Source organism: Actinoplanes awajinensis subsp. mycoplanecinus, assembly GCF_001509495.1.
In the GTDB taxonomy this organism is placed as follows: Bacteria; Actinomycetota; Actinomycetes; order Mycobacteriales; family Micromonosporaceae; genus Actinoplanes; species Actinoplanes palleronii.
This window is the reverse complement of the sequence record NZ_LLZH01000283.1, coordinates 1-13601: the sequence shown is the minus strand read 5'-3', so window position 1 is coordinate 13601 and position 13601 is coordinate 1. Positions and strand designations below refer to the sequence as shown.

Genomic DNA, 13601 nt, shown 5'->3' with positions numbered 1-13601 from the left:
TCCAGATGATCGATGCGTTCCAGGAGATCCCGCCGACCACTCTCGCCGACGTGCTCGGCCGCGACCAGGTGATGGACATCGGCATCCGGCCGCTCTGGACGCCGGTGCCCCGGGTCGCCGGTCCGGCGTTCACGGTCCGCTGCCCGCCCGGCGACAACCTGATGCTGCACGCCGCGATCTACCGGGCCGCGCCCGGCTCGGTGATCGTCGTCGAGTCCGGTGACCTGGACTACGCGCTGGCCGGTGGCAACGTCTGCGCGGTCGCCCACCGCAACGGCGTGGCCGCGTTCGTCCTGGACGGGCTGATCCGCGACCTCGGCGAGGTGCGCGAGCTCGGCTTCCCGGTCTTCGCCCGCGGTGTCATCCCGATCCCCGGCACCAAGGACACACTCGGTGCGCACGGCGAGCCGGTCCGGTGCGGCGGCATCACGGTGCGCCCGGGCGACACCGTGGTGGCCGACGAGGAGGGCATCGTGGTCGTCCCGTCCGACCGGCGCGACGAGGTGCTCGCCGCGTCCCGGGCGAAACTCGCCAAGGAGGCCACCGAGTCCCTCGACGACTGGGCGACGGCCCACCGCGCCCGGATCGAGAAGGCCCTCAACCAGGGCTGATCACCAGCGGTTGTGCGACTCCTCGGCCCAGCCGGTGAGGCCGTCCAGGTCGATCTTGCGGCCGTCGGAGGCCCGGGCCCAGCCGGAGAAGCGGCCGAAGCACTGGTGGGTCTCGCCGGCCACCACGCCGAGGCTGGTCCGGGACACCCGCTCGTGGAACGGCTCGAACGTCACGTCGACGCCCTGGCCGGTGATCCGCCAGGGCTTCAGCCAGTCGCCGCGGTCGTACTCCCAGTGCAGGTCGGCACCGATCTTGTGGAGGCGGCCCTCCTCGAAGACGCCGTTCTCGGTGTTGCCGGTGCCGTCGGTCCACTTGCCGCCCAGCTGCACGGCCCGGTCGCCGTCCGCGCCGGCCGCCCAGTTCCAGGTCGCCGAGTACGGCCACCGGCCCCGGCCGTGGTCGAGCGTCGCGTACGCGCCCCGCTCCGGGATGACGTGCTCGACGCCGTTGACGACCAGGCGGCCGTGCACCGGGCGGCCGACGTCCTTGACCGTGTACTGGAACCGGCTGCGGCTCCAGGCGACCACCACGCCCAGCGAGTCCCGGCCCTCGACGGACGGCATGGACAGGTCGACCTCCAGGCCGCCGCCGTGCGCGCGGACCGTCGTACCCTCGGGATTTTGATCGATGTCGATCGTGACGCCGCCGCCGGACACCGACACCCGCCCGGTTCCGCTGCGGTCCGGAAGGACCGCGCCGCGGGCGAGCGGGACCGTCGCGTCCACCGCGATCTCCTTGCCGCTGACCCGGTCGAGCAGGTAGAGGCTGTTGACGCCGGCGTAGTCCAGCGAGGACGCGACCACACCGAGGATGTGCGCCGGGGTGACCACGCCCCAGTACTCCCAGCGCTTGTTGCGGCCCCAGCCCCGCAGGTTCGACCGGTGCAGCGGCTTGCGGCTCCAGCCGACGGCGGCCGGGTTCAGACGGCCGTCCGGCAGGCACAGGTCGACCGGCTCGGTGATCTGGATCTCGTGCGTCACCGGCGCAGGTTACCGCCGAGTCAACCCGGCGTCGCGCGGTGGATGGTCAACTGACCAGCACGCGTCCGCTTTGCGGCTTTAGCCACCCGGCGACGGTCATAAGGTGGGTGCACCGGCCGCCGCCCGGCACCGGAGGCGAAGGAGGCGATCAGCGTGTTCCTCGACGAGAAGACCTGGACCGGCAACATCCTCATCGGCGGTGAGTGGCGCCCCGGCCGTGCGGAGGCGTACGACGTCGTCGAGCCCGCCACCGGCGACGTCCTCGGCCGGATCGGCCGGGCCACCCCCGCCGACGTGGCCGAGGCCGCGGAGAAGGCCGCCGAGGCGCAGCGGGCCTGGGCCACCACCCCGCACCCGCGCCGGGCCGCCGTGCTGCGCCGCGCCGCCGCGCTCTGGGCCGAGCACGGCGAGGAGATCGCCTGGTGGAACGTGCGCGAGGTGGGCGCCATCCCGGCGATGGCCGGTTTCGCCCTGCACGTCGCCGAGCAGGAGTGCTACGAGGCGGCGTCGCTGCCCAGCCGCCCGTACGGCGAGCTGCTCCCCAGCGAGGAACCGCGGCTGTCGATGTCCCGGCGGGTGCCGGCCGGCGTGGTCGCGGTGATCGCACCGTTCAACGTGCCGATCATCCTGGCCATCCGCTCGGTCGCGCCGGCCCTGGCGCTCGGCAACGCGGTGCTGCTCAAACCGGATCCGCGCACCGCGGTCACCGGCGGCGTCACCCTGGCCCGGATCTTCGAGGAGGCCGGCCTGCCGGAGGGGCTGCTACAGGTGCTGCCCGGCGGCGCCGACGTCGGCGAGGCCCTGGTCACCCACCCGCTGGTCCGGGTGATCTCGTTCACCGGCTCGACCCGGGCCGGCCGCCGGGTCGGCGCGCTCGCCGGGGAGCATCTCAAACGCGCCCACCTGGAGCTGGGCGGCAACTCCGCGATGATCGTCCTCGACGACGCGGACGTCGACCAGGCGGTGGCCGCCGCGTCCTTCGGGTCGTACTTCCACCAGGGTCAGATCTGCATGACCACCGGGCGGCACCTGGTGCACGAGCGGCTCTACGACGACTTCGTGGAGCGCCTCGCCGCGAAGGCCGCGGCGCTCCCGGTCGGCGACCCGGCCCGGGCGCAGGTGGTGCTCGGCCCGATCATCGACGCCGCCCAGCGTGACAAGATCCACTCGCTGGTGACCGGCTCGGCCACGGCGGGCGCCCGGATCGCGGCCGGCGGGACGTACGAGAATCTGTTCTACTCCCCCACCGTGCTGGCCGACGTCACCGAGACCACGCCGGCCTTCACCGAGGAGATCTTCGGGCCGGTCGCGCCGGTGATCCGCTTCCGCGACCCGGCCGAGGCGATCCGGCTGGCCACCGCCGGGGAGTACGGGCTGTCCCTGGGCATCATCACCCGGGACGTCCTGGCGGGCCTGGCCCTGGCCGACCGGGTGCCGACCGGCATCGTGCACATCAACGACCAGACCGTCAGCGACGAGGCGAACAGCCCGTTCGGCGGGGTGGCGGCGTCCGGCACCGGCGCGCGGTTCGGCGGCGCGGCCGCCAACGTCGAGGCGTTCACCGAGACCCGCTGGGTGACGGTCCGCGATCAGCCGCCGTCCTATCCGTTCTGAGCATCCGGGCAACTGGTTTCGGGCTCGTTACCATCCGCCCGGGATGCTTGCCTTTCATGCATCCTCATCAATAATGACGCCATGAGAAAGGCCGAAACAGGGGCTGTCGAGCACCGCGGCACGGATTCTCATCCCGCGGCTCGACCCCGCCCACCCGATGCCATCCACCCGTCACCACCGGCCCGGCGAACGCCGATGAGGCCGGTGGTGCCATGAGCCCGGTGGCCGCTCCAGCGGCTCCATCCCGCGGCCGGGCCGCGTCCTCGTCCCGGCCCGCTCCTTCGTCCCGGCCCGCTCCTTCGTCCCGGCCCGCTGCCCGGCACGGTCAGAACCGGCCACCAGGCCGCCGGCGCACGATCAGATCAACCCCTTTCCGGTACGACCAGCTGACCCTCGCCACCCCGTCCGGCCCGGCGACATCCGCCCCGCCGCGGGAGCACCCGACTCCTGCCCCGGCCCGGGTAACCCCCGCGCGCGCCCCGGCATCGGAGCACACCGTCCTCGCGTCGACCCCCGGCCACCCGCCGGCGGGACCGCGAGTGAGCTGCGTCCGTACCGAAAAAATCGGACCTCGAACCGCAAGTGACGCACCCGCCGCGCTGATCGACCACCTCGCGCGCCCACCACCCTCGGCCCGGTGGTTGGGAAGCGGGCTCGGGCGGGTATGCCGAGGGCACCTGCCGACTTCCTCAGGAGCGTTCGCATGCCCGCAGTACCCACGATCGAGCTCAACAACGGGATCACCATGCCGCAGGTCGGTTATGGCGTGTTCCAGATCCCGGAGGACGACACCGCGACCGCGGTGACCGCCGCGCTGGAGGCCGGTTACCGCAGCATCGACACGGCCGCCGCGTACGGCAACGAGGCCGGGGTCGGCGCCGCACTGAAGGCCTCCGGGATCCCGCGCGACGAGCTGTTCGTCACCACCAAGCTGTGGAACAGCGACCAGGGCTACGACAGCACGCTGCGCGCGTTCGACACCAGCCTGGACCGGCTCGGGCTCGACCACCTCGACCTGTACCTGATCCACTGGCCGACGCCGAAGAACGAGCTCTACCTGGACACCTGGAAGGCCTTCGAGAAGATCTACGCGGAGGGCCGGGTCCGGGCGATCGGCGTGTCCAACTTCCTGCCGGCGCACCTGCGCGCGGTCGTGGAGCTGGGCGGCACGGTGCCGGCGGTGAACCAGATCGAGGTGCACCCGGCGCTCCAGCAGCGCGACGCCCAGCAGGCGAACAGCGAGCAGGGCGTGGTGACCGAGGCGTGGAGCCCGCTCGCCCAGGCCGGTGTCCTGGAGGACCCGGCGGTGACCGCGATCGCCGAGGCGCACGGGCGGACCCCGGCGCAGGTGGTGCTGCGCTGGCACGTCCAGCAGGGCCGGGTGATCATCCCGAAGTCGGTGACGCCGTCGCGGATCCGGGAGAACCTGGACCTGTTCGACTTCGCGCTGACCGCCGAGCAGGCCGCGATCATCGACGCACTGGAGAACGACGGGCGGACCGGGCCGCACCCGGACAATTTCAACTAGTGCTCTCCAGCGGCCGCTTTGTCAGCTGCCGCTTTGTCGGCTTTGTCAGCTTTGTCAGCGGCCTCTTGGTCAGCGGCCTCTTGATCAGCGGCCTCTTGGTCAGCGGCCTTCTTAGTGTCGGCCGGCCTCCACGGGGGCCAGCACCGGCTCCCCGCTGAACGGCGCCGCCGGGTCGGTGAGACGCACCCCGGCGGCGCGCGGCAACTCCCGGTGCCCGGCGAAGGCGGGGGTGCGCCGCGAGTGCCGGCTTGACCTGCACGGCCGCGGCGATCGGGACGTCACCGGCCAGGAACTCGTGCAGCAGGCCGACCGCGACCGTGACAGCCCACCGGGCGGCTCTCATGAGATCGAACAGCTCACCGATTCGTCTCAAGGGCGGCGCCGCGCAGACGACTAACAGCAAGTGATCCGTCACCCATCGCAGGCAAGCCCACAGCCATCGCTCAGCAACCTCACAACCACGCGCGTCACAGTAGGGGCACGTCCCCCAGTTCATGGAGGTAAGTGATGGGTCTGTTAGGCATCGTCAGCCTGGCCCTGCTGCTCGTGCAGTTCCTGCTGATCGCCCGCGCGGTGCTCGACTGGAGCGTGGCCCTGGCCGGCCCGGCGATGCCCGGCTCGATCCGCTCCCGGGTCTCGCACGGCGTCTTCGTCGTCACCGAGCCGATCCTGGCCCCGGTCCGCCGGCTGGTCCCGCCGCTGCGCGCCGGCGGCGTCTCGATCGACCTGGCCTTCATCATCGTCTTCATCGCCATCACCATCCTGCGCAGCCTGATCTGATCCGGCGCCTTCAGGCTGTCCCCATGCTCGGTCCCGCCTCTTCCCGCCGCTCGATCCGGTCGTCCGGTGGCCTCGCGTCGCGTGATCTGACCGGTTGACGACATCGGCCGCGTGCCCCTGGGGCGCGCGGCCGTTACGTGTCTACAGTCGCCGGGTGACCGACGCACATCGGGAAATCTTCGAACGTTATCTCTACGCCGGCGCGCTCACCCGCGACCCGGACGCGGTCGCCGGCCTGTTCACCGAGGACGGCGTCTACGAGGCCCCGCTGCTCCCGCCGGACGGCCCGCTGCCGACCCGGCTGGCCGGCCGCGAGGCGATCCGGGCCGGTATCAGCGCGTTCCAGCAGGACGACCCCGGCCCGGTCGACCCGGCCCGCTCCGGCTTCGTCCTGCACGACACCACCGACCCGGACGTCTTCATCGCCGAGATCGACGTGGTGGCCGGCGGCACCCCGTTCGCCCTGGTCCAGATCTTCCGGCTCCGCGACGGCCGGATCGCCCACCTCCGCGACTACTTCCCACCCCCGAAGTAACCACGCCGCAGCCCGCCGCCGCGTCACCCAGCGCCGCATCATCCGCGTCGTTTGCCGCCACGCCATCCGCGTCGTCGGCCGCCGCGTTTCTGTCGCCGCGCGTCGTCTGTTGCCGGGTCCGGGCCGCGGCGCGTCTCGCGGTTCCCGGCTGGTGCTCAGGGGTGCCTCCCGGGCCGGGAGGCACCCCTGAGTACCAGCCGGGACCAGGACCAGCCCGGCGATCCGGGCTGACAGCGGAGGTCGCGCGGTGCGTGGCACGGGTCAGAGGCGGCGGTCGCGCGGACCGGGAGGTTTGTGTCAGAGCAGGACGGCGATGGAATCCGCACGGCTGCCGTCCAGCGGGGTGGACACCTCGCAGAAGCGCCACTTCTTGTCGGCGGCGCGGAACAGCGAGATGCGGACCGTCGTCGACCTCAGCTCCGGCAGGTAGGACAGCACCTGGGTCTGCTTCCCGCTCGACCGCATGGTGACCGCCTCGGCCGGCCGGCTCACCTGAAGGTCCAGACTGGCCTGGTCACCGAAGGACGCCGCGCTCGCCGACGGCGCCGGTGACGGCCAGCGCACCGCGGTGACGGTCGGGGCGGTGGTCGTCACGTAGGCGCCCTGGTCGATCAGCGACTGGGTCTCGGCGATCAACTGGTTCGCCGCGGCACAGCCGGGCTCGGCGATGTTCGTGACCAGCGCCGGATCCGGATTGGTGATCAGCCACTGGCCGTATTTGATCAGGGAGGCGACGATCACCGGGAGGTTCGTGCCGGTGAGCGACAGGCCGGGCGCGGCCACCGTGGCCGCCACCGGGGTCTGGACGAACGTGCTGGCCGGACCGGGGATGGCGGTCGACGTGGGTGACGTCGTGGTGGTGGTCGAGGTGAGCGTGGCGCACCCGGCCAGAGCGCACACCGAGATCACGACCGCGGACGACCGCAGGGCACGACGGGGGGTCGGCTGCATCAAGGGGTTCCTCCGGGAACGACGACGGTTGGCGAAGAGTCCCGTCGGTCCCGAAAGCCTCGTCTTGAGAAACCCGGCCCCGGAGGATTCCGGCAACGCTCATACTCCGGACGATTCAGGCAGCGCCCGGCCCGGAAGGATTCAGGTGGCGCCGGGCTCGGGCAGGGTGAGGCCGAGGCCCCGGCTCAGCTGCCGCCGCAGCTCGGCCAGCTCGGCCCGGGCGGCCACCGCGCCGTCCGCGGTCAGCCGGTAGTACTTGCGGGCCGGCCGCCCGGCCGCCACCGGGTCGAGATGCTCCCAGTTCGCCACGATCCAACCGGCCTTCTCCAGGCGCATCAGGATCGGGTAGACCGTGCCGCTCGGATATCCGCTGTCCCGCATCAGGTCGAGCCCGTACCGGTCCGCCGCCGGGTCCTCGAGGAACGCGGCCAGCACCCTGGTCACCGCGGTGGTGGCCCGGATCGGCCTGACCATGCCGACCGCCTTTCCTCCGGAGAAATTTTTCGGTACGCATACCGAGTCCCGTCCGCAGGCTACAAGCCGCGTCCCGGGATGGTCTCGCGCGACGCGGCGCCCACGCCGGACCGTGACGCGTCTCCCGGTTCCCGGCTGGGCCCCAGGGGTGTCTCCGCGTCGCGGAGACACCCCTGGGCGCCAGCCCGAGTCCGCCAGCCGCGGCTGCGTCTCGCGGGCAGCGGCGTCGCGGGGCGGGACCTCACGGGCCGCGGGGGCGCGGGGGCGCGGGGGCGCGGTCAGCTCAGCAGGTGCGCGGCGGCGAACTCCAGGGTCTTCGTGTCGAAGAACGCACGGCCGCCCTCGTGCCCGTCCCAGTCGTAGACGTCGATCTCCTTCGAGCTGGTGATCTCGTTGAACGCGGCGAACACCCCGGACGGCGGGCACACCGTGTCCATCAGCGCGGTGGAGAGCAGGGCCGGCGCGGTGATCCGCCGGGCCAGGTTGACCACGTCGAAGTGGTCGAGGGTGGCGAACGTCTGCTCGGCCCGGTCCGCGTTGGCCCGCAGGAACGTGACGATCTCCTGGAACGGGAAGCTGTCCGTGACGGTCACCGCGCGGCGGATGTCGCAGAGGAACGGCACCCCGGCGATCACCGCGGCGACCCGGTCCGGTACGAGGCCGGCGGCCGCGATCGACAGCGCGCCGCCCTGACTCTTCCCGGTGGTGACCACCTTCGACGTGTCCACGCCGGGCAGCTCGGCGACGGTCTCGACGGCCCGGGCCGCGTCGGTGAACAGCCGCCGGTAGTAGTGCGTCTCCGGGGAGCGGACGCCACGGGTGAGGAAACCCGGCGAGGACGGGCCGGCGCCGTCCGCGTCCGGGTCGGGGGTGTCCCCGCCGCGCCAGTTCCCGCCCTGACCGCGAGTGTCCATCACCAGGTGCGCGTAGCCGGCGGCGTTCCAGAGCAGCCACTCGAGCGGACGGCCGCGGCCACCTCCGTACCCGATGAACTCGACAGCGATCGGCAGCGGGCCGGACGCGCCGGCCGGGACGTTGAGCCACGCCTTGATCGGCTGGCCGGCGTAGCCGGTGAACGTCACGTCATACGTGGTGACGCCGCGCAACGGGGTGGCCACCTCGGTGAGCTCGACCGGTTTCGCCGCGGCCCGCGCCTCGCCGAGCGTGCGCGTCCAGAAGTCACCGAATCCGTCAGGTTCCGCGGTCCCGGAGCGATACGTGCGCAACTCGGGCAGCGGGAGATCAAAATGCGCCATGTAAGCACACGCTAGGGGGTGCTGTACGCGGAACGAAAGGTGTTGGCACGATGGGCGACGTGTCCGGCAGCACGCAGCAGACGTCCCGACCGGCTCCGCACGTGCTCGAGGCCGTGCTGGAGCGGCTGACCTACGTGAACGAGGACACCGGCTACACGGTGGCCCGGGTGGCGACCTCGAAGAGCGGCTCCGACCTGCTCACCGTCGTCGGGGCGCTGCTCGGCGCGCAGCCCGGTGAGAGTCTGCGGCTGTCCGGCTGGTGGAGTTCGCACCCGCAGTACGGCCGCCAGTTCGAGGTGATCTCGTACACCACGGTGCTGCCGGCGACCATCCAGGGCATCCGCCGTTATCTGGGATCCGGCCTGGTCAAGGGCATCGGGCCGGTCTTCGCCGAGCGGATCGTGGACCACTTCGGCCTGGACACCCTGGAGATCATCGAGGAGTCGCCGAACCGGCTGATCGAGGTGACCGGTCTCGGTCCGAAACGGACTGCCAAGATCACCTCAGCGTGGGCCGAGCAGAAGGCGATCAAGGAGGTGATGCTCTTCCTCCAGGGCGTCGGCGTCTCCACCTCGATCGCCGTGCGGATCTTCAAGAAGTACGGCGACACGTCGATCTCGGTGGTCAAGAACAGCCCGTACAAGCTGGCGTCGGACGTGTGGGGCATCGGGTTCAAGACCGCGGACACCATCGCGCAGGCGGTCGGCATCCCGCACGACAGCCCCGAACGGGTGAAGGCCGGCTTGCAGTACACGTTGTCCCAGGCGACCGATAACGGTCACTGCTTCCTGCCTTTTGCGGATCTCGTCGGTGACGCCGCGAAGATCCTCGACGTCCCGATCGGCCTGATCCCGTCCTGCCTGGCGGAACTCGTCGAGGAGGAGGGCGTGGTCCGCGAGGAGGACAACGTGTACCTCGTACCGTTCCACCGGGCGGAGGTATCCCTCGCCTCATCACTGATCCGTTTGTTGCGCGAAAAGTCCGACCGCATGCCGCATTTCGGCGACGTCGACTGGCCACGCGCGCTCTCCTGGCTGCACAAACGCACCGGCTCCACGCTCGCCCCCGAGCAGGAGGAGGCGGTGAAACTCGCGCTGACCTCGAAGGTCGCGGTGCTCACCGGCGGGCCCGGCTGCGGCAAGAGCTTCACCGTACGATCGATCGTCGAACTCGCCGTCGCCAAACAGGCCAAGATCCAGCTCGTCGCGCCCACCGGCCGGGCCGCCAAGCGCCTCGCCGAGCTGACCGGCCACCCGGCCGCGACCGTGCACCGCCTGCTCAAGCTGCAACCCGGCGGCGACGCGACCTTCGACCGCGACAACCCCCTCGACGCCGACCTGCTGGTCGTCGACGAGTCCTCGATGCTGGACCTGATCCTGGCCAACAAACTGGTCAAGGCGATCCCGCCGGGCGCGCACCTGCTGCTGGTCGGCGACGTCGACCAGCTGCCCTCGGTCGGCGCCGGCGAGGTGCTGCGCGACCTGCTCGGCGCGGACGTCATCCCGCGGGTCCGGCTCACCCAGATCTTCCGCCAGGCCGCGGAGAGCGGCGTGGTCACCAACGCGCACCGGGTGAACCAGGGCCGGCCGGTGCAGCTCGACGGGATGCGCGACTTCTTCCTGTTCCCCTGCGACGACACCGAGGCCACCGCGGCGCTCACCGTCGACGTCGCGTGCACGCGGATCCCCCGCAAGTTCGGCCTGGACGCGCGCCGCGACGTGCAGATCCTCACCCCGATGCACCGCGGGCCGGCCGGCGCGGGCGCGCTCAACACCCTGCTGCAGCAGGAGCTCACCCCGGGCCGCGAGGGGCTGCCGGAGCGCCGGCTCGGCGGCCGGGTGTTCCGGGTCGGCGACAAGGTCACCCAGATCCGGAACAACTACGACAAGGGCGCGGCCGGGGTCTTCAACGGCACGGTCGGCATCGTCACCGCGCTGTCCCCCGAGGAGCAGACCCTCACCGTACGGACGGACGAGGACGAGCTGATCGACTACGACTTCGACGAGCTGGACGAGCTGGCCCACGCGTACGCGATCACCATCCACCGGTCGCAGGGCTCGGAGTACCCGGCCGTGGTGATCCCGCTGACCACCAGCGCCTGGATGATGCTGCAGCGGAACCTGCTCTACACCGCGATCACCCGGGCGAAACGCCTCGTCGTGCTGGTCGGGTCGCGCAAGGCCCTGGCGGCCGCGATCCGGACGGTCAGCGCCGGGCGGCGGCACACCGCGCTGACGTCACGGCTCGGCTGACCTTTTTTCATACCTTTGGGTCGCTAATTCATCACCACGGGAGTGGAGTAGCACCATTATCGGCAGGCCGTGCGGTAATTGCGGGATCCCGGCCGAATGGCGTTCGCGGCCGGACACCCGGACAACAGAAACTGCTAAACACGGTGAGGCCGAAATGAATCGAAAAGGGCGGCGCCACAAATAGTCTTTCCCCAACGCAGTTCCGATCGAACCAACGGGGGTTCCACCATGTTCCGCCAACTGACCGCCGCCGCGACCATGCTCGCCTCACTCGCCGTGGCCACGCCGGCACAGGCCTCGCCGATGCCCACGCCGGACAACATGATGATCATCGACGTGGTGAACGCGAACGGCTCGGGCTGCCCGGACAAGTCCGCGAAGATCGTGGTCTCGCCGGACAACACCGCTTTCACGGTCACCTACTCGGATTACACCGCGCAGGTCGGCCCGAAGTCCACGCCGCTCGATTTCCGAAAGAATTGCCAGATCGCCCTGGACATCAAGGTGCCGTCCGGATTCACGTTCGCGATCGCCAGCGCGGATTACCGCGGATACGCCAGCCTGGCCAAGGGCGCCTGGGCGCAGGAAGCCGCCAACTACTACTTCCAGGGCCATTCCCAGACGACCCGGATCGAACACAACTTCAAGGGCCCGCTCGACGACAACTGGCAGAAGACCGACCAGGTGGGAATCGCCTCACTGAGCTTCCTGCCGTGCGGTGAGCGGCGCTACCTGAACATCAACACCGATCTGCGGGTCAACCGGGGCACGTCCGACGCGCACAAGTACACCAGCTTCATCTCGATGGACTCCACCGACGCCGCGATCAACACGCTGTACCGGGTCGCCTGGAAGAAGTGCTGACGAGCTACTTCTCGAACGCCGCCCATGGGCTCTCGGTGGGTGGACGCCGGCCGGCCGTCTCCGCCTCTGTCGCTCCGACGGCCGGCCTGTCCTTTTCCGTCTTTCCTGGCTCGATGCCGTGCTTTCCCAGCGCGCTGCTGCTCTTTTCTGGCGCGCCGCTGTGCTTTCCCAGCTCGCTGCCGTCCTTTTCTGGCGCGCCGCTGTGCCTTCCCAGCGCGCTGCTGCTCTTTTCTGGCGCGCCGCCGTGCGCTCCGGCTGCTCCGGCGTGCATCCGGGAGGCGAACAGGGCGGCCAGGGCTGTCGTGATCGGCACCGCGGCGATCAGGCCGATCGTGCCGACCGCGCTGCGGACCAGCTCCTGGGCGACCAGCTGACCGGTGAGGAGCTCGCCGACCGGGGTGCCGCCGGTCGAGAAGAGCAGCAGCAGCGGCAGCGAGGCGCCCGCGTAGGCCAGCACGATCGTGTTGATCACCGACGCGATGTGCGCGCGGCCGATCCGGGTGGCGGCGCCGTAGAGGCTGCGGAAACCGTACGCCGGATTGGCCAGAGCCAGCTCGGTGACCGTGGCCGACTGGGTGACCGTGACGTCGTCCAGCACACCGAGCGAGCCGATCACGATGCTGGCCAGCAGCAGCCCCTGCATGTTGACCTCGCCCTGGGTGATCGACAAGAAGTTCGAGGTGTCGTCGGCGACCCCGGTCAGGTGCACCGCACCGACCGCGACCTCGGCCAGCACGGTGGTGATGATCAGGCTGGCCAGGGTGCCGGCCACCGCGATCGTCGTGGTGATGGTCAACCCGTGCGTCAGGTACAGCACGGTCAGCATGATCGCGGCCGAGCCGACCACGGCGACCAGCATCGGCGACCGGCCGTCCAGGATCGCCGGGACGATGAAGAACAGCAACACCCCGAACGTCACCGCCAGCCCGGCCAGCGCGGTCAGCCCCCGCCACCGGCCGAAAGCGATCACCGCGAGCGCAAACGCCGCGGCCATCAGCCACAGCTCCCGGGACCGCTGATGATCTGCGATCGAGTAGCGCAGCGCGCCGGCCTCGTCCTCCAGCCCCATCATGATCACCCGGTCGCCGGCCTTGATCGTCGGCGCGCCCGGCCCGTACGGCAGCTCGGTGCTGACCACCTCACCGCCCGCCAGCTCCACCACGGCGGTGCCACACCCGGTCGGCTGCGTCTCGCCCTGGGGAACCGGGGGGCACTCCGCCGGGGTCACCGACCGTACGTCGCCCTGCACCTGCACCGGGCCGCCGTCCGCGGGCGTCTCGGCCTGCGGGGTGTCCCGGGGCCAGAGCAGCAGCATGCCGATCAGGGTCAGCAGCACCGCCGGGACCAGGAGGGTCAGGGTGAGGCGACGGGCCTTGGGCAGCAGGTCACGGCCGGGGGCGTCGTGGCTGTGGTGGTGATGACCGGCCATGGGTGCTGGCTCCTCGAGTACGGCACTGCGGACCCGCCGAACCTACCGGTAGCGACGCCGGCCACCACCTCGGCGTCATCCACAGAACCAACTCATCCACACCCCACCCCTCCCCACACCTCCCCCTCCACCACACTGTCTCAGGGGGAGCCCCCTGGGAGGGCGGGCTATTTTTCTCGCGGAACGATCTTGGCGGGGCGGGACGGGGCGGGGGGCTTGGGGCAGCAGGTCAGGGCCGGGGGCGTGGTGGCTGTGGGGGTGATGCCCGGCAATGGTTGGGGGCTCCTCGAGTACGGCAGTGCGGACCCGCCGAACCTACCGGTAGC

Annotated in this window: 12 protein-coding genes; 7 read left to right on the top strand and 5 right to left on the bottom strand. The window is 70.9% G+C overall.

Annotated elements, in window-relative coordinates:
• Positions 1 to 5: 5 nt before the first annotated feature.
• A complete protein-coding gene (locus tag ADL15_RS30050) occupies positions 6 to 611 on the top strand; it encodes an RraA family protein (RefSeq protein WP_067698210.1) in 606 nt (201 codons plus the stop codon).
• Here ADL15_RS30050 and ADL15_RS30045 read toward each other — a convergent pair whose 3' ends face one another.
• Positions 612 to 1592, bottom strand: coding sequence for a DUF2804 domain-containing protein (locus ADL15_RS30045; RefSeq protein ID WP_067698209.1), 981 nt, complete (start codon positions 1590 to 1592; stop codon positions 612 to 614).
• A 153-nt stretch (positions 1593 to 1745) separates the two neighbouring features.
• On the opposite strand from ADL15_RS30045, the gene ADL15_RS30040 reads away from it, so the two are divergent.
• From ADL15_RS30040 to ADL15_RS30025, 4 genes are all read left to right on the top strand, one after another.
• Positions 1746 to 3206, top strand: coding sequence for an aldehyde dehydrogenase family protein (locus ADL15_RS30040; protein ID WP_067698208.1), 1461 nt, complete (start codon positions 1746 to 1748; stop codon positions 3204 to 3206).
• 703 nt (positions 3207 to 3909) lie between these two features.
• Entirely contained in the window at positions 3910 to 4734 is an 825-nt protein-coding gene (locus ADL15_RS30035; protein ID WP_067698207.1) for an aldo/keto reductase, read from the top strand.
• 507 nt (positions 4735 to 5241) lie between these two features.
• Entirely contained in the window at positions 5242 to 5514 is a 273-nt protein-coding gene (locus tag ADL15_RS30030) for a YggT family protein (protein WP_067698206.1), read from the top strand.
• A 154-nt stretch (positions 5515 to 5668) separates the two neighbouring features.
• Positions 5669 to 6049 carry a nuclear transport factor 2 family protein gene (locus tag ADL15_RS30025; RefSeq protein WP_067698205.1) on the top strand — a complete coding sequence of 127 codons (381 nt, stop codon included), beginning with the start codon at positions 5669 to 5671 and terminating at the stop codon, positions 6047 to 6049.
• Between the two features lie 297 nt (positions 6050 to 6346).
• Here the strand turns inward: ADL15_RS30025 and ADL15_RS30020 are convergent, their stop codons facing one another.
• The 3 genes from ADL15_RS30020 to ADL15_RS30010 form a co-directional block, all read right to left on the bottom strand.
• Entirely contained in the window at positions 6347 to 7000 is a 654-nt protein-coding gene (locus tag ADL15_RS30020; RefSeq protein WP_067698203.1) for a hypothetical protein, read from the bottom strand.
• 141 nt (positions 7001 to 7141) lie between these two features.
• On the bottom strand, positions 7142 to 7474 hold the full coding sequence (locus tag ADL15_RS30015; RefSeq protein ID WP_198171076.1) for a PadR family transcriptional regulator: 333 nt from the start codon (positions 7472 to 7474) through the stop codon (positions 7142 to 7144).
• A 278-nt stretch (positions 7475 to 7752) separates the two neighbouring features.
• Positions 7753 to 8730: an acetylxylan esterase gene (locus ADL15_RS30010; RefSeq protein WP_067698201.1), complete on the bottom strand. Its 978-nt coding sequence runs from the start codon at positions 8728 to 8730 to the stop codon at positions 7753 to 7755.
• 50 nt (positions 8731 to 8780) lie between these two features.
• Between ADL15_RS30010 and recD2 the strand changes: the two genes are divergently transcribed.
• Positions 8781 to 10982: an SF1B family DNA helicase RecD2 gene (recD2, locus tag ADL15_RS30005; RefSeq protein ID WP_067698199.1), complete on the top strand. Its 2202-nt coding sequence runs from the start codon at positions 8781 to 8783 to the stop codon at positions 10980 to 10982.
• Between the two features lie 228 nt (positions 10983 to 11210).
• A complete protein-coding gene (locus ADL15_RS30000) occupies positions 11211 to 11846 on the top strand; it encodes a DUF4360 domain-containing protein (protein WP_067698197.1) in 636 nt (211 codons plus the stop codon).
• A gap of 4 nt (positions 11847 to 11850) precedes the next feature.
• On the opposite strand, the gene ADL15_RS29995 is transcribed toward ADL15_RS30000, so the two are convergent.
• Complete coding sequence (locus ADL15_RS29995; RefSeq protein ID WP_067698195.1) at positions 11851 to 13275, bottom strand: YibE/F family protein; 1425 nt, start codon at positions 13273 to 13275, stop codon at positions 11851 to 11853.
• Positions 13276 to 13601 lie beyond the last annotated feature (326 nt).

Coding starts and splice junctions, on each gene's coding strand:
- ADL15_RS30030 (WP_067698206.1), top strand. CDS start 5,242: ATGGGTCTGTTAGGCATCGTCAGCCTGGCCCTGCTGCTCGTGCAGTTC.
- ADL15_RS30050 (WP_067698210.1), top strand. CDS start 6: ATGATCGATGCGTTCCAGGAGATCCCGCCGACCACTCTCGCCGACGTG.
- recD2 (WP_067698199.1), top strand. CDS start 8,781: ATGGGCGACGTGTCCGGCAGCACGCAGCAGACGTCCCGACCGGCTCCG.
- ADL15_RS29995 (WP_067698195.1), bottom strand. CDS start 13,275: ATGGCCGGTCATCACCACCACAGCCACGACGCCCCCGGCCGTGACCTG.
- ADL15_RS30035 (WP_067698207.1), top strand. CDS start 3,910: ATGCCCGCAGTACCCACGATCGAGCTCAACAACGGGATCACCATGCCG.
- ADL15_RS30010 (WP_067698201.1), bottom strand. CDS start 8,730: ATGGCGCATTTTGATCTCCCGCTGCCCGAGTTGCGCACGTATCGCTCC.
- ADL15_RS30000 (WP_067698197.1), top strand. CDS start 11,211: ATGTTCCGCCAACTGACCGCCGCCGCGACCATGCTCGCCTCACTCGCC.
- ADL15_RS30015 (WP_198171076.1), bottom strand. CDS start 7,474: ATGGTCAGGCCGATCCGGGCCACCACCGCGGTGACCAGGGTGCTGGCC.
- ADL15_RS30020 (WP_067698203.1), bottom strand. CDS start 7,000: ATGCAGCCGACCCCCCGTCGTGCCCTGCGGTCGTCCGCGGTCGTGATC.